The sequence below is a fragment of the Streptomyces regalis genome (assembly GCF_001509475.1).
Lineage (GTDB): Bacteria > Actinomycetota > Actinomycetes > Streptomycetales > Streptomycetaceae > Streptomyces > Streptomyces regalis.
Genome location: NZ_LLZG01000013.1, coordinates 69,106 through 94,936 on the forward strand (window position 1 = coordinate 69,106; position 25,831 = coordinate 94,936).

The 25,831-nt window shown below is 70.3% G+C and carries 17 protein-coding genes and 3 pseudogenes; 12 read left to right on the top strand and 8 right to left on the bottom strand.

Annotated elements, in window-relative coordinates:
• Positions 1-28 precede the first annotated feature (28 nt).
• On the bottom strand, positions 29-1,072 hold the full coding sequence (locus tag ADL12_RS03755) for an alpha/beta fold hydrolase (protein ID WP_062698423.1): 1,044 nt from the start codon (positions 1,070-1,072) through the stop codon (positions 29-31).
• Positions 1,073-1,304: 232 nt separating this feature from the next.
• Between ADL12_RS03755 and ADL12_RS03760 the strand changes: the two genes are divergently transcribed.
• Positions 1,305-1,535, top strand: a complete 231-nt coding sequence (locus tag ADL12_RS03760) for a hypothetical protein (protein ID WP_062698425.1) — start codon at positions 1,305-1,307, stop codon at positions 1,533-1,535.
• A 60-nt stretch (positions 1,536-1,595) separates the two neighbouring features.
• On the opposite strand, the gene ADL12_RS03765 is transcribed toward ADL12_RS03760, so the two are convergent.
• Both ADL12_RS03765 and ADL12_RS03770 read right to left on the bottom strand, forming a co-directional pair.
• A complete protein-coding gene (locus tag ADL12_RS03765; protein WP_062698426.1) occupies positions 1,596-2,276 on the bottom strand; it encodes a 4'-phosphopantetheinyl transferase family protein in 681 nt (226 codons plus the stop codon).
• A complete protein-coding gene (locus tag ADL12_RS03770; RefSeq protein ID WP_079051816.1) occupies positions 2,273-3,133 on the bottom strand; it encodes a metallophosphoesterase family protein in 861 nt (286 codons plus the stop codon). The genes ADL12_RS03765 and ADL12_RS03770 overlap by 4 nt, the downstream gene beginning before the upstream one ends.
• Positions 3,134-3,445: 312 nt before the next feature.
• On the opposite strand from ADL12_RS03770, the gene ADL12_RS03775 reads away from it, so the two are divergent.
• Positions 3,446-4,570, top strand: coding sequence for an ATP-grasp domain-containing protein (locus ADL12_RS03775; protein ID WP_062698427.1), 1,125 nt, complete (start codon positions 3,446-3,448; stop codon positions 4,568-4,570).
• A 193-nt stretch (positions 4,571-4,763) separates the two neighbouring features.
• Positions 4,764-6,454: pseudogene (locus ADL12_RS03780) on the top strand (carbohydrate binding domain-containing protein).
• 214 nt (positions 6,455-6,668) lie between these two features.
• Here ADL12_RS03780 and ADL12_RS03785 read toward each other — a convergent pair.
• Genes ADL12_RS03785 through ADL12_RS03800 form a run of 4 tightly spaced genes read right to left on the bottom strand, consistent with a single transcriptional unit; the run spans position 6,669 to position 13,130 of the window.
• A complete protein-coding gene (locus tag ADL12_RS03785; RefSeq protein WP_208614463.1) occupies positions 6,669-7,919 on the bottom strand; it encodes an alpha-L-fucosidase in 1,251 nt (416 codons plus the stop codon).
• Positions 7,920-7,925: 6 nt separating this feature from the next.
• Complete coding sequence (locus ADL12_RS03790) at positions 7,926-10,979, bottom strand: alpha-mannosidase (protein WP_062698429.1); 3,054 nt, start codon at positions 10,977-10,979, stop codon at positions 7,926-7,928.
• 49 nt (positions 10,980-11,028) lie between these two features.
• Positions 11,029-12,369, bottom strand: a complete 1,341-nt coding sequence (locus ADL12_RS03795; protein WP_062698430.1) for a 6-phospho-beta-glucosidase — start codon at positions 12,367-12,369, stop codon at positions 11,029-11,031.
• Positions 12,366-13,130 (bottom strand): DeoR/GlpR family DNA-binding transcription regulator, encoded by a 765-nt coding sequence (locus ADL12_RS03800; protein ID WP_062698431.1) that lies wholly within the window; start codon positions 13,128-13,130, stop codon positions 12,366-12,368. Before ADL12_RS03800 ends, ADL12_RS03795 begins: the two co-directional genes overlap by 4 nt.
• A 162-nt stretch (positions 13,131-13,292) precedes the next feature.
• On the opposite strand from ADL12_RS03800, the gene ADL12_RS03805 reads away from it, so the two are divergent.
• The 8 genes from ADL12_RS03805 (at position 13,293) to ADL12_RS03840 (ending at position 25,151) form a co-directional block, all read left to right on the top strand.
• A complete protein-coding gene (locus tag ADL12_RS03805) occupies positions 13,293-14,345 on the top strand; it encodes a carbohydrate kinase family protein (RefSeq protein WP_062698432.1) in 1,053 nt (350 codons plus the stop codon).
• Between the two features lie 54 nt (positions 14,346-14,399).
• On the top strand, positions 14,400-15,677 hold the full coding sequence (locus ADL12_RS03810) for an ABC transporter substrate-binding protein (protein ID WP_062698434.1): 1,278 nt from the start codon (positions 14,400-14,402) through the stop codon (positions 15,675-15,677).
• 124 nt (positions 15,678-15,801) lie between these two features.
• Positions 15,802-16,686, top strand: coding sequence for a carbohydrate ABC transporter permease (locus ADL12_RS03815; protein ID WP_062698529.1), 885 nt, complete (start codon positions 15,802-15,804; stop codon positions 16,684-16,686).
• Positions 16,683-17,552 carry a carbohydrate ABC transporter permease gene (locus tag ADL12_RS03820; RefSeq protein ID WP_062698436.1) on the top strand — a complete coding sequence of 290 codons (870 nt, stop codon included), beginning with the start codon at positions 16,683-16,685 and terminating at the stop codon, positions 17,550-17,552. Before ADL12_RS03815 ends, ADL12_RS03820 begins: the two co-directional genes overlap by 4 nt.
• A 127-nt stretch (positions 17,553-17,679) precedes the next feature.
• Entirely contained in the window at positions 17,680-18,612 is a 933-nt protein-coding gene (locus ADL12_RS03825) for an alkaline phosphatase family protein (protein ID WP_279617123.1), read from the top strand.
• The gene (locus ADL12_RS03830; protein WP_062698438.1) at positions 18,609-21,539 is read left to right on the top strand and encodes a glycoside hydrolase family 2 TIM barrel-domain containing protein; all 2,931 of its coding nucleotides are present in this window, start codon (positions 18,609-18,611) and stop codon (positions 21,537-21,539) included. The genes ADL12_RS03825 and ADL12_RS03830 overlap by 4 nt, the downstream gene beginning before the upstream one ends.
• 58 nt (positions 21,540-21,597) lie before the next feature.
• On the top strand, positions 21,598-23,427 hold the full coding sequence (locus ADL12_RS03835) for a LamG-like jellyroll fold domain-containing protein (protein ID WP_062698440.1): 1,830 nt from the start codon (positions 21,598-21,600) through the stop codon (positions 23,425-23,427).
• 32 nt (positions 23,428-23,459) lie between these two features.
• Positions 23,460-25,151, top strand: coding sequence for a PHP domain-containing protein (locus ADL12_RS03840; protein WP_062698442.1), 1,692 nt, complete (start codon positions 23,460-23,462; stop codon positions 25,149-25,151).
• A gap of 3 nt (positions 25,152-25,154) precedes the next feature.
• Here ADL12_RS03840 and ADL12_RS49580 read toward each other — a convergent pair.
• Positions 25,155-25,259 (bottom strand): annotated as a pseudogene (locus tag ADL12_RS49580) (MaoC/PaaZ C-terminal domain-containing protein); the annotation flags it as partial.
• 1 nt (position 25,260) lies between these two features.
• Here ADL12_RS49580 and ADL12_RS03845 point away from each other — a divergent pair.
• Positions 25,261-25,809 (top strand): annotated as a pseudogene (locus tag ADL12_RS03845) (hypothetical protein); the annotation flags it as partial.
• Between the last annotated feature and the right edge of the window lie 22 nt (positions 25,810-25,831).

Here is a 25,831-nt window from a genome sequence, read left to right on the forward strand (position 1 = left end):
CACGTCGGGCCGGATACGGCCCCTCGGGTCACGTCGCGCTGCGTTCGCTCGCCTCCCGCAGGTCCCGTTCCGCCGCGCGTGTACGGGCCGTGTCCGGCTGCCCCGCCGCCGTGCCGGGCCGTCCCGCGCGCAGCAGCTCGCGCCAGTGCTCGCGGCTCCAGTCGGCGGGGTCCGTGCCGCAGGTGAACTCCTCGACCAGGGCGACGAAGCGGGCCGGGTCGGAGTGGAACGGGAAGTGGCCCGCCCCTTCGAAGATCTCCAGCCGGCTGCCCGGCATCGCCTCGTGCGCGCCGTAGGCGTGCCGCACCGGCACGACGCTGTCCCGGTCGCCCCACAGCAGCATGGTCGGCATGCCCTCGGTGAGATAGCAGCGGTCCAGCATGGTGACCACCTGTCCGCGCCAGTCGACGACCGCCCGCAGGGTGCGGATGAACGCGTTGCGCGAGGTCTCGTCGGGCAGCGCGTCGACGAGGGTGAGCAGTTCCGGCGCGTCCTGGCCGAGGTCGGTGTCCAGGAGCCTCATCAGGCGTACCGCCAGCCCGACTTGGAGCCGCATGCCCGGCAGTCGCAGCGTCGACAGCATCAGATGGGCGCCCGGCAGCGAGACCAGCCGCAGCACCGGATTGACCTCGCGGCCCACCCCGCCCGCGCTGACCAGGATCAGCCGCTCGGTGCGCTCGGGGAACTGGTAGGCGAACTGCATCGCCACTCCCCCGCCCAGCGAATGCCCGACCAGCGTCGCCGACTCGATGCCGAGCGTGGTGAGCAGATCGCGCACGCCGTTCGCGTACGCGGCCACCGAGTAGTCGGCGCGCGGCTTGTCCGAGGCGCCGTGGCCGAGCAGGTCGGGGGCGATCACGGTGTGCGTGCGGGCAAGGTCGGGGATCAGCTCGGCCCAGGTGTCGGAGGAGTCCCCTATGCCGTGGATCAGCACCAGCGCCGGACCTTCGCCGGCCATCCGGAAGGCGCGCCGGTAGCCGTGCACGACGCGGTACTGCAACTCGAGTTCTCCGTCGCCCACCGGACGCAGCCGTACGGCGCGCGCCGGGCGCCGTGAGGGTACGTCGTCCACGCACTCGCCTCCGTTCCTGTACGCGTTCCCCGGCCGTCACAGCGCGACCGAAAGCCCTTCCTTCCAGCCTAGGACGGCTTTCCCACAAGGGATTTCGGGGAGGTTTCGCCTCCGCTAAGCGGGCGAACCGACGCGTGGACGAACCCGATTGTCAGTGGCGGACGGCAAGCTGGTGATGCGCCCTCATATGCGGGGCGTGACGCGACGACGCCGACTTGGGGAGAGCCGACCGATGCCCACCGCCGTACTGACCGACCGCGAGCGCACCGCCGTCCAGGCCTATCTGCGGCTGTTGCACACCGTACGAGCCGCGTTCGACGGTCCCCCCGGCTCCCGCCGACCACCCGTCGTCCCGCCCTCCGTCCTCGCCGAGGCGGAACAGGCGCTGGCGGACGCGGGACTGAGCGGCAACGAGGAGGAGTTCTTCCGGTTGCTGCAGAGCTGGTGCCCCGCGGAGCCCTAGCGGAGCTCTGGCGAACCGGTGGCGGACCGTAGCGCCTCCCACGGGATGCCCGGCGCGGGCTCAGGTGTGCGGCACGCTCACCGCGGTCGCGACCAGCCCCCGTTGGACCGTCCACCGGCCCTCGAAGAGGTCGATCCGACGGTCACCCACCACCGGGCCCGGCACGAGGAGCCGGGCCCGGAAGCCGCCGCTGCACCGGTCGCCGGGGGCGGCGAAGACGTCGATGTCGGCCTCGGTGAAGTCCAGCCACTTTCCGGTGAGGGGGAACCACGCCTTGTAGACGGACTCCTTGGCGCTGAACAGCAGCCGGTCCCAGTGGATGCCGGGGTGCTCGCCGGTCAGGCGGCGCAGCCGGTCCGCCTCGGCGGGCAGGGCGACGGCGGGCAGGACGCCCTCCGGGAGCGTCCCGTGGGGTTCGGCGTCGATGCCGAGGGAGGCCAGGTCGGCGGCGCGGACCAGCGCGGCGGCGTGGTAGCCGTCGCAGTGGGTCATGCTGCCGACCAGGCCGGCCGGCCAGGCCGGGGCGCCGCGTTCACCGGGCAGGATCGGCTGCGGCGGCACACCGAGCTTCTCCATGGCGCGACGCGCGCAGGAGCGTACGACGGCGAACTCCCGGCGGCGCTTGCCGACCGCCTTGGCGACGACGGCCTCCTCCTCGGGGTACAGGGCCGTGTTCGGGGGCTCCTCGTCGCCGTACGCCTCAACGGTCACGACCGCGTCCGGCAGCAGTTCCTCGATCAACGGACCCCGTCCTCCCTGGGCAGAATCCGGCGCAGCCGCCCCGGCGGATCCGGTCGCTTGCGCCACTCTCGGGGGTATCCGACCGACACCTCCTCGAAGCGGACGCCCTCGTGCCAGGTGGTCCGCGGGATGTGCAGGTGGCCGTAGACCATGGTCTCGACGCGGAACCTGCGGTGCCAGTCCGCGGTCAGCCGGGTGCCGCACCACATGGCGAACTCGGGGTACCACAGGACGTCCGTGGGGTGCCGGTCCAGCGGGTAGTGGTTGACGAGGACCGTGGGCAGGTCCTCGGGCAGTGCGGCGAGCCGGCGCTCGGTCTCGGCGACCCGGGCCTCGCACCAGGCCTCGCGGGACGGGTACGGGTCGGGGTGCAGCAGGTACTCGTCGTTGCAGACGATGCCGGTCCCGTGGGCGTACTTCAGCCCCTCCTCCTTGGTCGTGCAGCCGGAGGGCAGGAACGAGTAGTCGTACAGCAGGAACAGCGGGGCCACGGTCACCGGGCCGCCGGGGCCGTCCCAGACGGGACAGGGGTCCTCGGGGGTGGTCACGCCGAGTTCCCGGCACATCTCGACGAGGTGCTGGTAGCGGGCGACGCCGCGCAGGGTGACGGAGTCCTTCGGGTGGGTCCACAGTTCGTGGTTGCCGGGTGCCCAGACGACCTTGCGGAAGCGGCCGGCGAGCGTCTCGAGGGCCCAGCGGATGTCGGCCACGGTCTCCGCCACGTCACCGGCGACGAGCAGCCAGTCGTCGTCCGAGTCGGGGCGCATCTTCTCTACGAGGGCGCGGTTCTCCTCGTAGCCGATATGCAGGTCACTGATGGCCAGCAGCTGTCCGGCACCGCCGGCCGTCGACGTCACCCCTCGCCCCTTTCGATCACGCGAATGACACCACGAGAACACAGAGTGCCGCGCCGGTACAAGACGGGATCTCGTCGGCGGCCCGACAGGGCGGTGCCGGGGCGGCTGGCCGGGGTGGCCAGGGTGGTCAGGAATGATCCGCAATTCCGTAACACGTACGTTGCACGCGGCGCCCTTTGAAAGCCGTATGATCGCCCCAACACCACCGCCATGAACGTCCCTTCGCACGGGGCGGTTTGGTGTCCCTCCAACCACCCTGCCCGGGCACGGGCCTGCTTTGCCCTGCCCGCGAACCCGAAAGGACGGCCCTGCATGGTCTCTCGCGTACGCGTCTGGCTCAACCGCACGTACGCGGAGAACGTGTTCTTCATGGATCAGCTGCGGAGAAATCCCAGCGATCGGGCAGTCGAGATCCATGCCACGCACGGGGACGCCGACTCACCCGTGCTGGCCGCCGCCGACACCGCCGACCTGGAGCCGGAGGGCCTGTCCCCGGCCGCGTATGTCGAGTACGCGCTCGACCAGTGCCGGCGCCGCGGCATCGACGTGTTCGTGCCCCGACTGAACCAGTCGGCGGTCGTGGCGCACCGCGCGGATTTCGAGGCGGCCGGTACGGCGCTGCTGGCGCCGCCGCCCGAGGCCGTGGCGGTCTTCCACGACAAGGTGATCGCGTACGAGGCCGTGCAGGCGATCGGGGTGCCGGTACCACCGTGGTGGCGGGTGCGCACCGCCGATGAACTCGTCGCCGCCGTCGAGGAGTTGGAGGCGGGGGGCTACAAGGCCTGCTTCAAGCCGGCGTCCGGTGCGGGCGGGGTGGGCTTCCGCGTCATCACGCGCGCCCCCTTCTCACTCATGCACCTCAACGGGTTCCCGACTCCGTATGTGCAGCTGGATCTTGTGGTGGACGCGCTGCGGCGGGCCGACGAGCCGGTGGACTGGCTGGTCATGCCGCGGCTGGAGCAGCCCGAGGTGTCGGTGGACTGCCTCACCGGTCCCGACAACCGGGTACGGCTGGCGATCGGCCGGGTCAAGAACGGTCGCCGGCGTGGGTTCACCCTGCAGGAGCAGTGGCTGGAGCCGGCGCGGCTGATCGCGGAGGGGTTCGGGCTGCACTACCTGTCCAACATCCAGTTCCGGATGTTCGGGGAGACGCCGGTGCTGATGGATGTGAACACGCGGCCTGCTGGGGGGCTGCATCAGCTGTCGCTGTGCGGGGTCAATGTGCCTTGGCTGGCTGTTCAGTTGGCGCTCGGGGAGGATCCGGGGGAGGTTACGCCGCCATTCCTCGGACAGGACTACACGGTGGTTTCGGGGCCGCGGCCGCTGCGGCCGGTGTCCATTCCGCAGCAGCGTGTCGAAGAGTCGGATGCGTTGCTACCCGCCCTTCCTGCGCCGGTCGAGTCCGTTGAGGTTTCGGCTCAGGTACTGCCGCTTTAGGTTGTCTGCCGGGCGCGGGTGGTGTGTGGTTGCTCGCGCAGTTCCCCGCGCCCCCTAGGGACGTCACCTCACCCGGTATGGACCAATCCCGGCATCAACGCTTGACAGCGGGATTGGTCCATACCAACTTGGTCTGCGCACCCCTCTGCACCTCGTGCACTCCCGAACACCTCACATTCCTCAGGGAGATCGCGTGCGCAACCAACCCCTCAGACGTCTCAGACGTCGACTTCTCGCCCTGCTCGGCTCCGCCGCCCTCGCGGTCACCGGAGCCGTCGTCCTACCCGGTACGGCCCATGCGGCCAACATCCTCTCCAACGCCGGCTTCGAATCCGGCGCCCTCTCCCCCTGGTCCTGCACCGGCAACCTCGGCTCGGTTGTCTCCTCCCCCGTGCACGGCGGCTCCAAAGCCCTTGCGGGGGCGGTGAGTTCGAGTGACAACGCCAAGTGCAGTCAGACCGTCTCCGTCCAGCCGAACACTACGTACACACTCGGCGGCTGGGTGCGCGGGTCCTACGTCTACCTCGGTGTGGACGGCGGTGCGTCCACGTGGACGTCGTCGCCGTCGGCGTACGGTCAGCTGTCCCTGTCCTGTCGTTCACGACCGGCGCCTCGCAGACCAGCGCCACCGTCTACGTCCACGGCTGGTACGCGCAGGGCACCTACTACGCCGACGACATCAGCCTCGACGGGCCCGGTGGCGGCGGTTCGGACAGCCAGGCGCCGACGGTGCCGGGCAACCTGCGGTCCACCGGCAAGACGTCGTCGAGCGTGTCGCTGGCATGGAACGCCTCGACGGACAACGTCGGGGTGACGGCGTACGACATCTACCGCGGTTCGAGCCAGGTGCTCAGTGTCTCCGGTACGAGTGCCACAGTCGGCGGTCTGTCGCCGAGTACGGGTTACACCTTCACGGTGAAGGCGCGGGACGCGGCCGGGAACGTGTCGGCGGCCTCCAACGCCGTGACCGTCACGACGGACGCGGGCGGCGGTGGCGGTACCGGCTTCAAGCAGGCCGCGCCCTACCTCTACCTCGGTTGGGGCGACCCGCCGAGCGCGACCTCGGTGATGAACGCGACCGGCATCAAGTGGTACACGATGGCGTTCATCCTGTCCTCCGGCGGCTGCAACCCGGCCTGGGACGGACAGCGCCCGCTGACCGGCGGGAACGACCAGAGCGTCATCAACTCCATCCGCTCGGCGGGCGGTGACATCGTGCCCTCGATCGGCGGCTGGAGCGGCAACAAGCTCGGGCCGAACTGCTCGTCGGCCGAGGCGCTGGCGGGTGCCTACCAGAAGGTGATCGACGCGTACGGGCTGAAGGCGATCGACGTCGACATCGAGAACACCGACGAATTCGAGAACGCGACCGTGCAGGACCGGATCCTGAACGCCCTGAAGATCGTCAAGGCGAACAACCCGGGCCTGCGGACCGTCCTGACCTTCGGCACCTCGACGACCGGGCCGACGTACTGGGGCAACCGGCTCATCGAGCAGGCCAAGGCGCTGAACGCCGGCATCGACGTGTTCACGATCATGCCGTTCGACTTCGGCGGCGGAGCCGACATGTACGGCACCACCGTGAACGCGACGGAGGGGCTGAAGAACAAGCTGAAGTCCACCTTCGGGTGGGACGACGCGACCGCCTACGCCCACATCGGGATCTCCGGCATGAACGGCCTGTCCGACCAGCAGGAGCTCACCTCGCCCGCGATCTGGACCCAGATCCGCGACTGGGCGAACTCCCGCCACATCGCCCGCCTCGCCTTCTGGTCGGTCAACCGCGACCGGCCGTGCCCGGGCGGCGGCGTGACGAGCAACTGCTCCGGGATCAGCCAGAGCAACTGGCAGTTCACGTCCATCACGGCCGGGTTCACCGGCTGAGGCGACTCTTTCTCGGCAACTTTTTCTCAGGAGGGTGTATCAGGGCGCGGACAGCGCGCTCATAAGAGTGAAAGGCAACGGGGGAACCACGGGGGACTACGGGGAACCACGGGGGAACGCACCACAACGGGGGAAGCACGGGGGCTTCGGGTCGGCCGGCGCTGTCACGGGGGCGGCGGCCGGCCGGCCCGAAAGTGCGTTTCAGGGGCAAAGGTCAGAACCGGCCCGAACCTCGGTACAGCTCCAGCTCCCCGTCCAGTTCGACGGCCAGCACCGTGGCGTACGGGTCGAGGTCTGCCTCGGCGGGCGGTTCGATCCAGAGCACGCCCGGCGTTTCGTGCAGGCCACCGGTGATGCGGTGGGCCAGTTCGGTGCCGCTGCCGAGGACGGTGACCCGGCGTACCGAACCCAGCAGCCCGCGCACGTTGATCTCGGCCCGCGGGGCGTCGAAGATGATCAGGTACAGGGTGCGGTGGTCCTTGGAGAGGGTGCTCGGGCCGTAGTGGTGACCGGGCGGGAGTCCGCGCTCGGTTCCGTACACCGCCTCCGCGTGCTTGGCGATCCAGTCGCCGAGCCCCTCCAGGCGCTCGACGTGCTCCTGCGGGATCGTGCCGTCCTCGCGTGGCCCCACGCTGAGCAGCAGGTTGCCACCGCCGCCGATCGTCTCCGTGAAGTAGCGGATCAGCTGGTCGACCGACTTGTGGTGGTGGTCGTGGTGCTGGTGGCCCCAGGAGTCGTTGACCGTCAGGCACAGCTCCCAGGGGCCCTCGGGCGGGACGACCGGGGCGCCCTGTTCGGGCGTCGCGTAGTCACCCTCGCCGAGCATGCGGGCGTTGAAGACGACGTCCGGCACCTCGGAGCGGATCAGCGCCGCGAGTTCGGGGATGCGCCACTGCTCCTCGCTGCGGTCCCACTCGCCGTCGAACCACAGCAGGTCCGGCTTGTAGCGGGTGGTGAGTTCGCGGATCTGGCCGTCCCGGTAGGCGAGGAAGCGTTCCCAGGCGTCCAGGTCCTCGTCCTCGGCCGCGACTTCGGAGTACCGGTTGTCCTCCAGCTCCGGCGGGCGGCCGGGCTTGCGCGTGGAGGCGTAGTCGGGGTGGCTCCAGTCCGAGTGCGAGTAGTAGAGGCCGACCTTGAGGCCCTGCTCGCGCAGGGCGTCGGCGTAGCCGCCGATCAGGTCGCGGCCCACGTTCAGGTCGCCGTGGGCGGTGTCCCAGAGGGCGACGCCGTCGTGGTGGCGGCTGGTCAGGACGGCGTACCTGGCGCCGGCCCGCGCGAAGAGCTTCGCCCAGTCGCGCGGGTCGTAGCGGGACGCCGTGAAGCGGTCGAACTGGGACATGTAATGGTCGTACGGGACGATGTCGTCGTAGAACGACCAGGACTCCTGGACGCCGTCGACGGCGTAGATGCCCCAGTGGATGAAGATCCCCAACTTGGCGTCGGTGAACCAGGGTTGCATGGGCACCCGCGCTCAGCTCCCTTCCGCGCGCCGCAGGCGGAGCGTGAGGACCTGGAAGGGGCGCAGGGCGACCGCGATCCCGCCGTCGCCGGTGACGTCCGCGTCCTGCAGCGGGCGCTCCAGCAGGTCGGTCACCTGGGCGCCCGCGAGCTCGAAGCCCGTGCGCAGGACGCCGGTCGCGCGGCCGCCGCCGGACTCGTAGAGGCGTACGACGACGTCGCCGGACCGGTCGTCGGCCAGCTTGACCGCCTCGACGGTGACGCCGTTGCCGTCCACGGAGACGACCGGCTCGGGCGTGCCCGCCGCATCCGCCACCCGCAGGGGGAGGTTGAGGGCGTAGCCCTCGGCGACGGCGTCCTCGATGCTCGCGCCGGGGAGCAGGGAGTAGGTGAAGCGGTGCTTGCCCTGGTCGGCCTCGGGGTCCGGGATGCGCGGGGCGCGGACCAGGCTGAGGCTGACCCGGGTCGTCGTACCTCCGTCGTCGCGGACCGTGCGGGAGACGTCGTGGCCGTACGTCGAGTCGTTGATGACCGCGACGCCGTAGCCGGGCTCGGCGATGTGCACCCAGCGGTGGCCGGAGACCTCGAAGCGGGCCGCCTCCCAGCTGGTGTTGGTGTGGGTGGGCCGCTGGATGTGGCCGAACTGGATCTCGGCGGAGGAGTGCGGGGCGCGGATGTCCACCGGGAAGCCCGCCTTGAGGATCTTCTCGGCCTCGTGCCAGTCGATCTCGGTCTCGAAGTCGATGCGGGGGCTGTCGGCGCGGACGGTGATGGTCTGGGTGACCTTGGAGCCCTTGCCGAAGGAACGCGTGACGCGGATCGCGCCGCGCAGGGGGTCCTCTTCGACGACGGCCACCGCGTCGGCGTCCAGCAGATCCGTGTAGCGGTTCTTGTAGTGCTTGTCGATGTCCCAGGCGTCCCAGTAGTTCGGGAGGTCGGTGTGCAGGCGCAGGAGGTTGCCCTGGTCGGCGAGCACCTCGCGGTTCGCTCGCAGATCGAACACGGAGGACAGGGTGCCGTCCTCGGCCACCTCGACGCGCACCAGGCCGTTGTCGAGGACCCGGCCCTGCACCTTCACCGACTGCGCGGGCTCGGCGCCGGTGAGCGGCGCGCTGCCGCTCGCGGGCACCTGGACGTACGCCGGTGCGCCCTCGGGGGTGCGGACGACCTCGGCCCGGTCGAAGGGGCTGGTGTTGAACACCCGGGTGCCGCCGGCGCCCAGCGCGGCCACGGCCTCGGCGGTCAGCGCCTCCAGCTCCTCGGCCACGCGGGCGTATTCGGCCTCCGCCTCACGGTGCACCCAGGCGATCGACGACCCCGGCAGGATGTCGTGGAACTGGTGCAGCAGGACGGTCTTCCACAGCCGGTCCAGCTTCTCGTACGGGTACGCGTAGCCCGGCGCGTGCAGTGCCGCCGTCGTCGCCCACAACTCGGCCTCGCGCAGCCGGTGTTCGGAGCGCCGGTTGCCCTGCTTGGTGCGGGCCTGTGAGGTGTAGGTGGCGCGGTGCAGCTCCAGGTAGAGCTCGCCGACCCACACGGGGGCGTCCGGGTACTCCTCGCGGGCCTTGGCGAAGAAGTCGTCGGGGTGTTCGACGACGACCTTGGGCGAGCCCTCCAGGTCGGCGAGCCGGCGTGCCCGTTCCATGATCTCGCGGGTGGGACCGCCTCCGCCGTCGCCCCAGCCGAAGGGGGCGAGGGAGCGGGTGCCGCCGCCCTTCTCGGAGTAGTTGCGGACCGCGCGGTCCATCTCCTCGCCGCTGAAGCGGGCGTTGTAGGTGTCGATGGGCGGGAAGTGGGTGAAGATGCGGGTGCCGTCGATGCCCTCCCACCAGAAGGTGTGGTGGGGGAACTTGTTGGTCTGGTTCCAGGAGATCTTCTGGGTCAGGAACCACTCGTTACCGGCGAGCTTGGCCAGCTGCGGGTAGGCGGCGGTGTAGCCGAAGGAGTCCGGCAGCCAGACCCCCTTGGTCTCGACGCCGAAGTGCTCGATGAAGAACCGCTTGCCGTGGACGAGCTGGCGGGCGATGGCCTCGCCGCCCGGCAGGTTGCCGTCGGCCTCGACCCACATGCCGCCGACCGGCGCCCACTGCCCCTTCTTCACCGACTCCTGGATACGGGCCCACACGTGCGGGTAGTTGTCGCGCACCCACTCGTACTGCTGGGCCTGCGAGCAGGCGAAGATGAAGTCGTCGTACTCGTCGGCGAGCGACGTGACGTTCGAGAAGGTCCGGGACGTCTTGCGCTTCGTCTCCCGGATCGGCCACAGCCAGGCCGAGTCGATGTGGGCGTGGCCGACACCGGAGACGGTGTGCGCGCTGGCGTGGGCGGGCCTGGCCAGCGCCGGGGCGAGCACCTCGCGGACGGCGGCGGCGCTGCCGGAGATGTCGTCGAGGTCCAGGGCGTCCATGGCCCGGTCCAGGGTGTGCATGATCTCGTGGCGGCGCGGCTCGTGCTCGCCGAGGTGGACCATGAGCCCGCGCAGCACCTGGAGGTCGAGGTCGAGGTGCCAGACCTCCTCGTCGAGGACCGCGATGTCGGCGCGCTTGAAGGTGTAGAGGGGCTTGTCCCCCGCCGTGAGGATGTCGCCGAGCGGGGTGGGGGCCACGAAGTTGTTGGCCAGGATGTCCGGGTTGGACGCCGCCTCGACCAGGTACTCGATCGTCTCCCCGCCCGTCGCCGGGTTGGCGATCGGCACGTACTGGTTGAGGGGGTTGACCGCCTTCAGCGGCGTCCCGTCCAGCAGATGCACCAGCGCCTCGGCCTGGTTGCCGGGCCAGTCGCCCACGAAGCCGAGGTCGATCACGGCCTCGACGCGCCGGCCGGCGAACTCGGCGGGCACCTGGCCGCGCATCCGGAACCAGGTGGTGCCCCAGGGCGGGCCCCACGGGGTGTCCATGGCGAAGGGCTCGTAGGGCGCTGCGGCGGCCTCCGCGAACGGCACCGGCTCTCCCGGCGCCTGCCAGGCCTCGACCTCGAAGGGGACGGTGGCCGCGTAGATCGCGGGCTTGATGCGCTGGTCGTGGAGGCGCTCCACGCGTTCTTCGATCCGGCGGCGTTCGTCGTGCATGAGGGTTCTCCAGAGAGAGCGAGCGGGAAAGCGCTTTCCGTCGGGGTGCCTACTTAAGGTACGCGAGACCGGGGTGGACGCCGGTGTAGCCGTCGACGAGCCGCCGGGCCACGTTCACGGAGTCGACGAGCGGGTGCAGCGCGAAGGCCTTCACCGCCGTCGTACGGGAGCCGGACTCGGCGGCGGCGAGCACCTCGCGCTCGACCGCCTTGACCGCGCAGACGAGCCCGGTGGCGTGGTCGGGCAGCGGGGCGACGGCGACCGGGTGGGCGCCGTTGGCGTCGACCAGGCAGGGGACCTCGATGACGGCGTCGGTGTCGAGGACGGACAGGGTGTCCTGGTTGCGCACATTGAGGATCAGGGTCGTGCGCTCGTCGCGGGCGATGGCCCGCATCAGCGCGAGCGCCACCTTCTCGTAGCCGCCGGAGAGGTCGTCGGCGTCGCGTTCGCCGGCGCCCGCAGTCTCGCGGTTCTCGGACATGTAGGTGGCCTCGCGCTCGGCGCGGGTGCGGTCCCAGACCTCAAGGGCGGAGGCGTCCGGGTTGCGCATCTGCTCGTAGAAGCCGGCCTGCTGGTCCCGCAGGAAGGCGCCGCGGGTCTTGTCTGCCTGTTGGTAGGCGCGGACGGCTTCCCGGTTGAAGTAGTAGTAGTGCAGGTACTCGTTCGGGATCGCGCCGAGCGAGCGGAGCCAGTCGACGCCGAAGAGCTTGCCCTCCTCGAAGGAGCCGAGCAGGTCGGGGTCGGCGAGCAGGCGAGGGAGCTCGTCGCGGCCGGCGACGCGCAGGCCGCGGACCCAGCCGAGGTGGTTGAGGCCGACATAGTCGATCCATGCCTCGCCGGGGTTCTTCACGCCGAGCACGCGGGCGATACGGCGGCCGAGGCCGACCGGCGAGTCGCAGATGCCGATGACGCGGTCGCCGAGGTGGCGGGACATGGCTTCGGTGACCAGGCCCGCCGGGTTGGTGAAGTTGATGACCCAGGCGTCCGGCGCGAGGCGGGCCACCCGCTGGGCGATGTCGACGGCGACCGGGACCGTGCGCAGGCCGTAGGCGATGCCGCCCGCGCCGACCGTCTCCTGGCCGAGGACGCCCTCGGCGAGCGCGACCCGCTCGTCGTTCGCCCTGCCTTCCAGGCCGCCGACGCGGATCGCCGAGAAGACGAAGTCGGCGCCGCGCAGGGCCTCGTCCAGGTCGGTCGTGGCGGTCACCTCGGGCGCGTCCGGTACGCCCGCCGCCTGCTCGGCGAGCACACGGGTCACCGCGGAGAGCCTTTGCGCGTCCAGGTCGTGCAGCACGACGTGGGTGACCCGGCCCTCGGCGCGGTCCGTCAGGAGCGCCCCGTACACGAGCGGTACGCGGAATCCGCCGCCGCCCAGAATCGTCAGTTTCACGCTTGCACCTTTCCTGCCACGACCACCTCGACGCCCGCCTCCTCCAGGGAGGACCGGGTCGCCGCGTCGACCGGCGCGTTCGTCACCACCACGTCCAGGTCGTCCGGACCGCACACCTTCGCCATACCCGTACCGGGGAACTTCGCCGCGTCGGCGAGCAGCACGACCTTCTCGCCGGCCTTGATCATGGCTCGCTTGACCGGCACCTCGACGACCGTCGTGTCCATCACCTGCCCGCCGGGCCGCACTCCACTGGTGCCCAGGAAGAGCCAGTCGGCATGCAGCTGGCGCAGGTTGTCCTCGGTGAGGAAGCCGACCAGGGAGCGGTACTCGCGGCGGACCATGCCGCCGAGCAGCACCAGCTCGATGCCCTCGTCGTCGGCGAGTTCCTCGTAGACCACCAGGTTGCTGGTGATCACGGTGAGCCGGCGGCCGTGCAGCTGGCGGGCCAGCCGGAAGGCGGTGGTGCCGATGTCGAGCAGCACCGACTGACCGTCTTCGATCATCGCGGCGGCGTGCGCGGCTATGGCGTCCTTCTCGGCCACGCGCACCTCGGCGACCTCGGCGAAGGGCTGGTCGCCCTCGTCCGCGACCGCCCCGCCGTGCACCCGCGTGAGCAGGCCGTCCTCCTCGAGTTTGACCAGGTCACGCCTGATCGTGGCGGGGCTCACACCCAGCTGCTCGGAGAGATCGGTCACGGCCGCGGGGCCGCCGGAGCGCAGGGCCCGCAAGATGAGTTGGTGTCGTCGTTCTGCCAGCACGACGTGAACACTACTCGTCATCTTCAATCATCGCCATGCTCATTTCTGCTCGGGTATTGACCAATCCCGCGGAGCGGCGCACGATTCCGCTCACCGAAATGAAGAGTTTTGACGATCTCCGAGCTCTGGCGAGGCGGAGTGACGAGCGAGAGGACGCGATCCGTGGACGACGACCGGCCCGAGGTCCTGCTGACCGGGCTGCTCTTCTACGACCTCGTCCTCACGGGGCTCGGAAAGCCGCCGACGCCGGGTGAGGAGATCTGGACGGGCGGCATGGGCTGCGGCCCGGGTGGCATCGCCAACCTGGCGGTGGCCGCCGCCCGCTTCGGCCTGCGGACCTCGCTGGCCACGGTGTTCGGCGACGACCTCTACGGCGAGTGGTGCCGGGACATCCTGTGCGACCAGGAGGACATCGACCTCTCGCTCTCCCGCACCGCGGACGGCTGGCCCACCCCGGTCACCGTCTCCCTCGCCTACGGCCACGACCGGGCCCTCGTCACCCACGGCCAGGAACCCCCGTACTCGCAGGACGCGCTGATGGGCGACCCGCCCGAGGCGCGCACGGCCCTCGTGCACCTCGAGGCCGAACCGCGCGAGTGGCTGGCCAAGGCCGCCGCGAACGGCACGCAGATCTACGCCGACGTCGGCTGGGACCCCACCCAGCAGTGGTCGACCGACCTGCTCGACCAGCTCGCCCTGTGCCATGCCTTCCTCCCCAACGAGACCGAGGCGATGGCCTACACCCGCACCGACAGCGCGGTCGCGGCGCTCGGCACGCTCAGCGAGCTGGTGCCGGTGGCCGTGGTGACGCGCGGCGGGGACGGAGCCGTGGCCGTCGATCAGATGACCGGCGAGTACGCGGAGGTCCCGGCCCTGGACGTCGACGTCCTCGACGCCACGGGCGCCGGCGACGTCTTCGGCGCGAGCTTCGTCGCGGCCTCGCTCGGCGGCTGGCCGCTGGAAGAACGGCTCAGGTTCGCCGTGCTCGCCGCCGGGCTGTCCGTACGGCACCACGGCGGGGCGCTGGCGGCCCCCGGCTGGTACGGCGTCGACCGCTGGTGGCGGTCGGTGAAAGACCCCGAACTGCGACGCGCGTACGGCTTCCTCGCGCACCGCATCCCGGCCGACGTCGGCCCGCCCGTGCGCCACGCCCCCGTCACCCCGCCGGCCGGTCCCACGCCCGTGGGCCCACGCGCCTGCGAACGGCGGCACTGACCCTCACACCCCCTCTCCACTCTCCACGTCGTACAGGAACAACAGGAGTGACCCGTGGACCTTTCTCGTAGAGGCTTCCTCCAGGCCGCCGTGCTCACCGCGGCAGCCTCCGGCCTGACCGTCGCCTGCGGCGGCTCGGAATCGACCGGCACCAAGAACGGCAAGGACCTCACCCTGTGGTACTGGGGTGGCGCCCTCAGCGACAAGGTGGTCGCCGAGGCCAAGACGCACTTCAGCAGCCAGATCAAGCTGACCGCCGCCTCCATCGGCGGCGACTTCAAGCAGAAGCTCACCACCACCCTCGCGGCGGGCGGCTCCTCGGTACCCGACATCACCGGCATCAAGGGCGAGGACATCGCCTCCTTCCTGCCGAACGCCGACCGCTTCCTCGACCTGAACGACCTGGGCTTCAAGAAGATCTCGTCCCAGTACCTGGAGTGGAAGACCAAGCTCGCCCAGACCAAGGACGGCAAGCAGATCGGGTTCCCGATCGACATCGGTCCCACCGCGCTCTTCTACCGCGCGGACCTGTTCGACAAGGCCGGGCTGCCCACCGATCCGGCCAAGGTCGCAGCCATGGCCAAGACCTGGGACGACTACTTCGCCCTCGGCTCGGAGCTGAAGAAGGCGCAGCCCGGCGTCTTCCTGGTCAACAACATCAGCTCGGTGTTCAACATCGCGGTCGGCCAGGGCACCAAGCGGTTCATCGACGAGGACAACCACTTCATCGGCGACCAGGACCACATCCGCGCCGCGTGGACCACGGCGATACGTCCGTACACGCTGGGCATCGACGCCAAGATCAACGACAACACCTGGAACGCCGCCATCGGCAAGAACCTGGCCACCGAACTCGGCGCCGCCTGGCACGCGCTGGACATCGAGTCGGCGGCGCCGGGCACCAAGGGCAAGTGGCGGGTCTGCGCGACGCCCGGCGGGCCCGCCAACCAGGGCGGATCCTACCTGGCCCTGCCCTCGCAGTGCCGGAACCCCGAAGAGGCGTTCAAGATCATCAGCTGGATCCTCAGCCCCGACAACAACGCCAAGAGCTACACCGACGCCACCATTTTCCCCGCCTCTCCGGCGACGTACTCGATGGAAGCCATGACGGGCCCCGACGCCTTCTTCGGCGGGCAGAAGATCATCGAGGTCTTCGGCCCGGCCGCCGAGGCCATCCCGGTGAGCTACGAGGCACCCGCCGACTCCGCGGTCATGGCGCCCTTCATGGCCGAGCTGAGCAGCATCGAGGCGAAGGGCAAGAAGCCCGACGACGCCTGGAACGACGCGGTCAGCCAGGCCAAGCAGATCGCCCGGCGACAGGGGGTGAGCTGAGGTGTCGTCCCCTCCGGTCACCGGCCCCGCCACGGTGCACGAGCACCGTGGCGGGCCGGGCCCGGCCCGCTTCCGCCCGCGGCGCACCCCGCCCGCGGGCACCGCTCGGCCCGGGCGTCGCGGGGTGCTGTCGTACTGGCGGCAGTACCTGGCGATCTCGCCCTTCTACCTGATCTTCGCCGCCTTCTCCTTCGTCCCCGTCTTCTATTCGCTGTATCTGGCCTTCCAGCGCTACGACGGCCTGGGCACCAAGCAGTTCGTCGGCCTGCAGCAGTTCGAGTTCCTCTGGAACGACCCGGTCTTCTGGCTGTCGATCCGCAACACCCTGGTGATCTGGGTCCTGTCCACCGTTCCCACGCTGTTCGGCGCCCTGGTGCTGGCGACGCTGCTGCACTCGGTGCGCCGCTTCAAGGGCTTCTACCGCATCGCCCTCTACGTACCGAACGTCACGTCGATCGTCGCCGTGGCGATCTTCTTCGGTGCGGTGTTCAGCAACAACTTCGGTCTCGTCAACGCGATCCTGGGCACGGTCGGCATCTCACCCGTCCCGTGGCTGAGCAATCCGTGGCTGATCAAAGTGGTGATCGCGCTGCTGATGACGTGGATGTGGACCGGCTACAACATGATCATTTATCTGGCCGGCCTCCAGGCCATCCCGACGCAGATCTACGAGGCGGCCAAGCTGGACGGAGCCGGCCCCGTCCGTACCTTCTTCCAGATCACCATGCCGATCATGCGGCCCATCATCCTGTTCACCGTCGTCATCTCGACCATCAACGGCCTGCAGAGCTTCAGCGAACCCCAGGTGCTCTTCGCCAGCAACGCCGCCAACCAGAACCTCGGCGGCCCGGGCCAGGCGGGCCTGACCACGCTGTTGTACTTCTACCAGTCGGCCTTCCTCGACAACGACTACGGCTACGGCGCGGCCATCGTGTGGGCCTTCTTCGTGCTGATCATCGTGCTCGTCGTCGTCAACTGGCGCATCGTGCAACGAGGGAGGAAGTCATGACGACAGCCGCCACGCCGCGGCCGGCCACCGGCGCGAAGCGGCTGCGCCGCCCCAAGGGCCTGACCGCGCACATCCTGCTCATGGTGGCCGTCCTGATCTCGGTCTTCCCGTTCGCGTGGACGATCGTGATGGCGACCAACACCACCAAGGACATCTACAAGAGCCCACCGAAGCTGACCTTCGGCTCCCATCTGCTGGAGAACATCCGGCATGTGCTCGACACGATCGACTTCTTCGGGTCGATGCTCAACACGGTCGTCGTCGCGTGCGTGACCACGGTCCTGGTGCTGTTCATCGACTCCCTGGCGGCCTTCGCCTTCGCCAAGTTCGACTTCCCCGGGCGCAAGGTGCTCTTCGGCACACTGCTGGTGTTCATGATGCTGCCGCTCCAGCTGGCCGTCCTGCCGCAGTTCATCCTGATGTCCGAGGTCGGCTGGGTCGGCATGCTCAAGGCCCTGGTCTGGCCCGCCCTCTCCAACGCCTTCGGCATCTTCTGGCTGCGCCAGTACATCCAGAACGGCGTGCCCGACGAACTCCTCGACGCGGCGCGCATCGACGGCGCCGGCTTCTTCCGTCAGTACTGGAACGTCGCGCTGCCGATGATCAAGCCCGCGTTGTCCTTCCTCGCCATCTACGCCTTCGTCAACGCCTGGAACGACTACGTCTGGCCCCTCATCGTGCTCACCAACCCCGACCACGTCACGCTCCAGGTGGAGCTGGCCCAGCTCAACGTCGGCCACAACACCGACTACAGCATGGTCATGGCCGGTGTGCTCATGGCGTCCCTGCCGCTGGTCGTGGTGTTCAGCATCTTCGCGCGTGGGTTCATCGCGGGTGCTACGGAAGGGGCGGTGCAGGGCAGCTAGGCGGTTCTGTCTGTGCGAGATCCGGGCGCCATTTCAGACGCCCCGGGGGGCCGCCGCGACCAGCCACATTGGACGCGCAGCCAAGAACCGGCAGTCGATCCCGAGCTCTTAGTAGTGGAGGTAGGCAGTGACTGACGTCGACGCAGAGGTCCGGCACGGCAAAGTGCTCGTCGTGGGCATGGACGGCCTCCGCTTCGATCGGCTGACCCGCCGGCCGGCCAACGCACCCGTACTGCACGGCCTGATGGCCACGGGCGCGCACGGCACCAGCGTGCTGCCCTACGGCGAGGTGGACGGCCAGGCCGACGACGGGCCGTCCACCAGCATGGCCTACACCGACTCCGGGCCCGGCTGGTCGAGCGTGCTGACCGGAGTGTGGCCCGACCGGCACGGGGTGACCGGCAACGACTTCACCGGCGCCGACTATGCCCGCTACCCCGACTTCCTGACGCGCGCCGCCACCGCCCGGCCCGGCCTGCGCACCGCGGCCGCGGTGTCCTGGCCGGCACTGGTCCGCCGCGGCACCCTCGGCCGCGCCATCGGCCGGCGTGTGCGCTACAACGGCGAGTCCCGCGGCTACGAGACCGCGGACCGCCGCGTCGCCCGCACGGTCACACGCTGGCTCACCAGGGGCGACCCGGACGTCGTGTTCGTGTACTTCGGCGCGACCGACGAGGCGGGCCACGCCACGGGACCCCTCTCCCCCGCCTACGACGACGCTCTCCGTGCCCAGGACACCCACCTCGGGCGGCTGCTGGAGGCGATCGAAGAACGGCGCCGTGACCCCCGGCGTGCCGCCGAGCACTGGACCGTGCTGGTCACCACGGACCACGGTCACCTCGACACCGGCGGCCACGGCGGCGACACGCGTGCCGAGCGGGAAGTCTTCGTCATCGTCGCCGAGCCCGGTGTGCCCGACGGCACCCGGCTCGACACGCCCCGCCTCATCGACATCGCCCCCACCGTCCTGGACCGTCTCGGCATCCCCGTCGACCCTGCCTGGGGCCTGCAAGGCCACGCTCTGCCCCGGCCCACCGCACCGACTTCGGAATGGTCATGACCGACGCACCTCTCGACCCGTTGATCGCCCTGCGCCCCTGGGAGGCACCCGAGGTGACCTCCTGGGGGCGGCTGCCCATGAACGCCGTCGACCGGCGCCCCGGAGCACTCCCCCTGGACGGCGACTGGCGCTTTGAGTTGCTGTCCGCTCCGGACGCGCCGGTCGGCGGTCCCTGGTCCTCGGCGCACGTCCCCGGCGTCTGGACCATGCAGGGCACGGACGACCTGCCGCAGTACACCAACGTCCGGATGCCCTTCCCCGAGTACCCGCCCCACTCCCCCGCCGCCAACCCGACGGGCGTGTACGAGCGTGAGGTGGACGTCCCCGCCGACTGGGCCGGACGCCGGATCGTGCTCCAGGTCGGGGCCGCGGAGAGCGTGCTGCTGGTGCACGTGGACGGGCGGCCGGTCGGCATCTCCAAGGACTCCCATCTGGCCGCCGAGTTCGATCTGACGGGGGTGACCCGCCCCGGCTCGCCCGCGACCGTACGGCTCACCGTCGTCAAATGGTCCGACGCCTCGCACATCGAGGACCAGGACCAGTGGTGGCACGGCGGGATCACGCGCTCGGTGCTGCTGTACGCGACGGATCCGCTGCACCTCGCGGACGTGACCGTGCGGGCGCGGTACAGCGGTGACCTGCAGGTCGACTGCCGGGTGCGGGACGCGGGCGGTGCGCTGCCCGCGGGGTGGTACCTCACCGGGGAGCTGGACGGCCGACCGCTCGCGCAAGACGCGGAGTTCGACCGCGCGAACGCCGAGGACGAGCGCGTCTCCGACTTCCTCGGCGAGGCCCGGCTGCTGACCACCGTCCCCGAGGTACGCACCTGGAACGCGGAGACGCCCGAGCTGTACGACCTGACCGTCCGCCTGCACCGCGCCGACGGCACGGTCGCCGACACCTCCCGCCACCGGATCGGCTTCCGGGACGTCGAGATCGTCGGCCGGGACCTGCTGGTCAACGGCGAGCGGGTCTTCATCCGGGGCGTCAACCGGCACGACTTCCATCCACTGACAGGCCGGACGGTGTCGTACGACGACATGCGCGCCGATCTGGTCCTGCTCAAGCGGTTCGGCTTCAACGCGATCCGCACCGCCCACTACCCGAACGACCCCACGCTCTACGACCTCGCCGACGAACTCGGGTTCTACGTCGTCGACGAGGCGGACATCGAGTCCCACGACCACGCCCACGAGATCGCCGACGACCCGCGCTATCTGAACGCCTTCGTGGACCGGGTCTCGCGGATGGTGCTGCGCGACAAGAACCATCCGTCGGTCGTCATCTGGTCGCTGGGCAACGAGTCCGACTACGGCGCGGGCCATGACGCGGCGGCCGGCTGGGTGCGTCGGCACGATCCGACGCGGCCGCTCCAGTACGAGGGGGCGGCCAAGCTCGGCTGGGCGGACCCGGGGCTCGCCTCCGACATCGCCTGCCCGATGTACGCGCCGCTGGAGGACTGCGTGGCGCACGCGCTCTCCGGCGAGCAGACCAAGCCGCTCATCCCGTGCGAGTACTCGCACGCCATGGGCAACAGCAGCGGCACGCTGGCCGACCACTGGGCTGCCATCGAGGCCACCCCAGGTCTTCAGGGCGGGTTCATCTGGGAGTTCTGGGACCACGGGATTCTGCAACGTGTGAGCGACGGAAGACCGGTCGGGCGTGGGGGCGCCGGGCTCTATGACAACGGTGTCGCCGCGCCCGGGTACCGGTGGGCGTACGGCGGTGACTTCGGCGAGACGATCCACGACGGCGCGTTCATCGCGGACGGCGTGGTGTTTCCCGACCGCACGCCCAAGCCGGCGATGTACGAGCACCGGGAGATCGCGGCGCCTGTGCGGATCGAGTGCTTCCGGCACGAGGGCGTCGTCCTGACCAACCACCAGCACTTCCGCGGCTTCGACTGGCTGGCCGCCGTATGGGAGCTGTCGCTGGCGGACGGTCGCACCCTGACCGCGCCGGCCGAGCTGCCCGAGCTGTGCCCGGGTGAGACGGCGGCGGTGCCGCTGCCGTTCGTGCTGCCGGAGGACGGCGGCGAGGCGTGGCTGACGCTGCGGGTGACGACTGCGACGGATCTGCCGTGGGCGCCGCGCGGCACGGAGGTGTGCGTGCCGCAGGTGCGGCTGCGCGGGCCCGCTGCGGTCGATGTCGCTGCCGTGGCCCGGCAGGTCGAGGTGGACGGCGAGGGGCTCCTCGTCCACCCGCTGCTGACGGTGGCACCCACGCTCTCCCTGTGGCGTGCACCCACCGACAACGACGAGCTGGGCGGCATGGCGCAGCGCTGGCGGAACTGGGGACTCGACGCACTGGTGCGCAAGGTCGTGTCGGTGCGCCAGGACGCCGGACACGTGACGGTGGAGGCCGAGTACGCGGGCGCGACCGGTGTCGTACGGCACCGGCAGGTGCTCACGCCCGTCGAGGGCGGCGTCCGGGTCGAGGAGGAGGCCGAGCTGCCGGAGGCGTTCGACGACGTGGCGCGGGTCGGCACGGTCTTCGAGACGATGGCGGGGCTCGACCTGCTGGACTGGTTCGGGCAGGGGCCCTGGGAGTCGTATCCCGACCGCAGCGCGGGGGCCCCGGTGGGCCACCACTCCCTCCCCGTCGACGACCTGTTCACCCCTTACCTGCGCCCGCAGGAGAGCGGTGGCCGACACGGCGTTCGACGGTTCACGCTGTCCGCAACGGACGCCACCGGCCTCGCGGTGGTGCTGGACGAGCCGCGCCAGGTCTCCGTCACCCGCTACCGCGCCGAGGACCTCACCGCCGCCACGCACCACGACGAACTGGTACCGCGCACCGGCTGCGTGGTGCACATCGACGCGGCGCACCGAGGCCTCGGCACGGCGTCGTGCGGCCCCGACACCTTCCCCTCCTATCGCGTCGCACCGGGCCTCCACCGCTGGAGCTGGACCCTGCGCGTCCTCTGAACTCCCTTCCTCTCCCTCTCTTGAACTCTCTTCCTCTCCGTCTCTTCATGGAGCACCCATGTGTACTTCGCATGCGCACGACCAGGGCGAGGCCGCGCAGGCCGGCGCCGCAAGACGCAGTTTCCTCCGGGCCACCGCGCTGATCGGCGCCGCTGCCACCGCTTCGGTCGCGCTGCCGACCGAAGCGCAAGCGGCATCCACGGAGCTCCGGCGGCCCGACCCGGACAGCCGTCGATTCACGCTCGCGGTGATGCCCGACACCCAGTACCTCTTCGACGGGCCGAGCATCGACAAGGCGCCGGTCGAGGCGTCCCTGCGCTATCTGCTGGAGCAGGGGCGGGAGGAGAACATCGTCTTCCTGTCCCACCTCGGCGACCTCACCCAGAACGGCACCCAGCCCGAAGTGGCCGCGATCAGCGAGGCGTTCCGGCTCCTGGACCGGCGGGGCGTGGGCTACAGCGTGCTCGCCGGCAACCACGACGTGAAGTCGTCGACGGACGACCAGCGCGGTGCGACGCCGTATCTGGACGCCTTCGGGCCGCAGCGGTTCCAGGGGAAGAAGACGTTCGGGGGCGCCTCCCCAGACGGCTACAACACCTTCCACCTGTTCAAGGCGGCAGGCCGCGAGTGGATGGTGCTCGCGCTGGACTGGCGGCTGTCGGCGAAGGGCTATGCGTGGGCCAAGGATGTCCTCGCCCGGCACCCGAAGACGCCGGTCGTCCTCACCACCCACGAGCTGGTGGTCGAGGACGACGCGCTGTCGGCGTACGGGCAGCAGCTGTGGGACCAGCTCATCGAGGACCACGACCAGATCTTCCTCACCCTCAACGGGCACTACTGGCCCGCCGGCCGGGCGACCCGCAAGAACGCGGCGGGGAACGACGTACACCTGCATCTGACGAACTACCAGAACCGCTACTTCGGCGGCGCGGCGATGATCCGCCTCTACCGCTTCGACCTCGACCGGAACGTCATCGACGTGGAGACGGTCTCGCCGTGGATCCTCGGCCGGGCCGCCAAGGGGCTCAATGAGCTGGAGCGGCAGGAGATCGAACTCAGCGGTGACGCCGACCGGTTCAGCGTAGAGATCGACTTCGCGGACCGCTTCGCCGGCTTCGACCCGGTGCCCGCACGCCCCGCGCGGCCCGCGTCGCGGATGCTGATCCCGGGCACGGTGGCGTACTGGCGCTTCGAGCAGCCGGTGGAGGGCAGCACGGTCCGTGACCTTTCCGGGCGCGGCAACGACCTCGCGCTCGTCACGGTGGGCGGCGGCAAGCTGGGCTGGTCCGCGGACCACCACCCCGACCAGCCCGGCCACGGCAGCCTGGAGTTCCAGGGCTTCAAGTCGCCACTGAAGGGCGCGTACCTGCGTACGGTCGACGGTGCTCCGCTCAATTCTGCGACCTTCGCGAACGGTTACACCATCGAGGCCTTCTACCGCCTCCCCGCCGACTGGGACCCCTCCCACAACGCCTGGTCGGGCCTGCTGAGCCGGACCGGCACGGGCGGCGCCGCCGGCAAGACCGCCGACGACCCGGACGAGCCTCTCGCCACCCTCTCCCTGTCGAACGACCGGGAGCCGCAGTGGGCGATGCGCCCGCTCAACCAGCAGGGCATCGCCACCAACTGGGCTCAGGAGACCCCGCTGGAGACCTGGTGGCACCTCGCGGTCGTCAACGACGGCGAGCACACCACGATGTACGTCGAGGGCTGCCCGGTGGTCCGCAATCCGAAGGCGTCCGCGGTCGGCATCACTTCCGTCGGCCTGCCGTGGCTGCTCGGCGGCTACGAGTACGGCGGCAAGATCGACCAGATCCTGTACGGCCGCCTCGGCGACGTCCGGATCGTCGCGCGGGCGCTGCCCGTCAAGTCCTTCATGACCCACTGACGCCCCGTCACCGACGCCCCTCAAGGACCACCATGACCGAGCAGCAGCTCCCCACCTGGGCCGACCCGTCCGTCGCCCCCGCCTTCCTGGACGCCCAGGGCGTCTCCCGCCGCGGACTCCTGCGCCGCGCGGGCCTCTTCGGCGCCGCGTTCGCCCTCGGCTCCGCGGCCGTACCCGCGACAGCGAGCGCGGCCTCGGCGGCGACCACAGCCGACCGGCGTCTCGGCGGCGACGACCCGCGCCTCGCCTATCTCGTCGGCGACCACCACATCCACACCGTCTACAGCCACGACGCCAAGTACACGTTCTCCCAACTGGCCGCCGCGGGCGCCAAGTACGGCCTGGACTGGATGGTGTTCACCGAGCACTCCAACTTCGGGCACGCCAAGTACGGCGCCCCGCTGGAGCACCAGGAGATCGTCAAGGCGCGCGCCGAGAACCCGCGCCAGCTGATCTTCCAGGGCCTGGAGTGGTACATCCCGGCCGCCGAGCACTGCACGGTCTTCACGGCACCCGGCGCGCACGAGGTCGACCTGCTCACGCAGTTCGAGAGCGCCTACGACGGCAAGCTGCTCGGCTACACCGACGGCTCGGCCGGCGGCACGGACACCGCCCGTAACGAGGTCCACGCCGTCAAGGCCATCAAGTGGCTGGCCGAGCAGCGCCGCACCGGCTACATCGACGACGTCCTGGTCCTCGCCAACCACCCGATGCGCCTCGGCATCGACTCCCCGCACGAGATGCGCGCCTGGCGGGACGCGGCCCCCGAGATCATGATCGGCATGGAGGGCGCACCCGGCGCCCAGGGCGCGGCCATCCCCGGCTGGCGCGGGACGACCTCGATCCGCGGCGAGTACGAGAACAAGCCGTCGGCCCAGTCCTGGACCGGCTACCCCGCGGACGGGTACCTGACGTACGGCGGCTTCGACTGGGCGACCGCGACCGTCGGCGGTCTGTGGGACTCGATGCTGGCAGAAGGCAGCCTGTTCTCGATCACCACGAACTCCGACGCCCACCGCATCGTCTTCGACACCTGGAAGAACGGCGACTGGCCGGCGGGCCAGAACTTCGACAGCACCGGCAAGCTCCCCGACCCGGTGAACACCGACACCCCGCAGCCGGGCAGCGACTTCTGGCCGGGCCAGTTCAGCCGCACCCACGTCGGCGTCACCCGCTACGGCTACCGCGCGGTGATGGCGGGCCTGCGCGCGGGCCGGGTCTGGCTCGACCACGGGCATCTGCTCGACGGCCTCGACGTCCGCCTGAAGCGGGACTGCGACCTCGGCCGGGGCGTCACCATGGGCGGCCGGCTGCGCGTGCGCAAGGGCGAGAAGCTCACGCTCACCATCACCGTGACGACCCCCTCCCGCCCCAACCCGCAAGGAATCCTGCCCGAGTTGGCGCACGTGGACGTCATCCGGGGCGCGGTGCGCGGCCCGGTGAGCGACCGGGACACCTGGAAGGCACCGGACACCAAGGTCGTCCACACAAAGGACGTGACGGGCCGGAAGGGGACGTACACCCTGCGCGTCCCGCTGACCGCCGGGGACGAGTCCTTCTACGTCCGGCTGCGCGGCAGCGACGGCAACCGCCACGGTGCGGGCTACCTCGGCGCGTCGGTCGACCCGCACGGGCCGATCCCGCACGAGCCCGGGAACGGTGACCCGTGGACGGATACGTGGTTCTATTCGAACCCCGTGTTCGTCGACGTGGCAGGAGCCTGATGAGGGGGCGCCGAACGGGCCCTCGGCCGCCTTCTCCGGGTCGACGTGGATCCACTGGTGGTCACCGGTGGCGTCGGCGAACGTGTTGATGCGCTCCTGGGTGATCTCGGACATCGCACGCGGCCACACCGTCGACGCCTACCAGGGCCCGGACACGGCCACGTCCAAGATGTTCGCGGTGACGACACCGGCCGGGAAGCGCTACGAGTACGTCCACCGGCTCAACCCGGGCGAGAAGCTGAACAACTCCTTCGCCACCGTCTCGCCCGACGGGCAGTGGCTGGTGTCGGGCGAGTGGGGGGGGGGAGCAGAGGAGACTCCAGGTCTTCCCCGCTCCCCTGCTGAACCCGGCCACGCCCCAGGCCGGTGGCGAGCTGACGGAGGCCTGGCAGATCACCCTGGACAAGCCGGTGCGCGACATCCAGGGCTGCGACTTCGTCACGGACACCCGCCTGGTGTGCGCCTCGAACGACGCCACGGGGACGCTCTTCCCCCAGATCCGCCCGCTGCTCCAGGTGGATCTGCCGCGCAAGGTGGACGGTCGGCCGATCACCGGCACGGTGAAGAGCCTGTTCGCGCTGGAGCAGCGCAGATGATCCCGCCCGGGGTGTGCGCGGTGGCGACGGCCGTCTCCTCGTACCAGCAGGTCACGGACTGATCGACGAGAGGTACCGTGGGCC

Excerpts from the sequence above, each read along its gene's own strand:
- ADL12_RS03820 (WP_062698436.1), top strand. The coding sequence starts at position 16,683 with ATGACGACAGCCGCCACGCCGCGGCCGGCCACCGGCGCGAAGCGGCTG.
- ADL12_RS03775 (WP_062698427.1), top strand. The coding sequence starts at position 3,446 with ATGGTCTCTCGCGTACGCGTCTGGCTCAACCGCACGTACGCGGAGAAC.
- ADL12_RS03840 (WP_062698442.1), top strand. The coding sequence starts at position 23,460 with ATGACCGAGCAGCAGCTCCCCACCTGGGCCGACCCGTCCGTCGCCCCC.
- ADL12_RS03790 (WP_062698429.1), bottom strand. The coding sequence starts at position 10,979 with ATGCACGACGAACGCCGCCGGATCGAAGAACGCGTGGAGCGCCTCCAC.
- ADL12_RS03830 (WP_062698438.1), top strand. The coding sequence starts at position 18,609 with ATGACCGACGCACCTCTCGACCCGTTGATCGCCCTGCGCCCCTGGGAG.
- ADL12_RS03835 (WP_062698440.1), top strand. The coding sequence starts at position 21,598 with ATGTGTACTTCGCATGCGCACGACCAGGGCGAGGCCGCGCAGGCCGGC.
- ADL12_RS03760 (WP_062698425.1), top strand. The coding sequence starts at position 1,305 with ATGCCCACCGCCGTACTGACCGACCGCGAGCGCACCGCCGTCCAGGCC.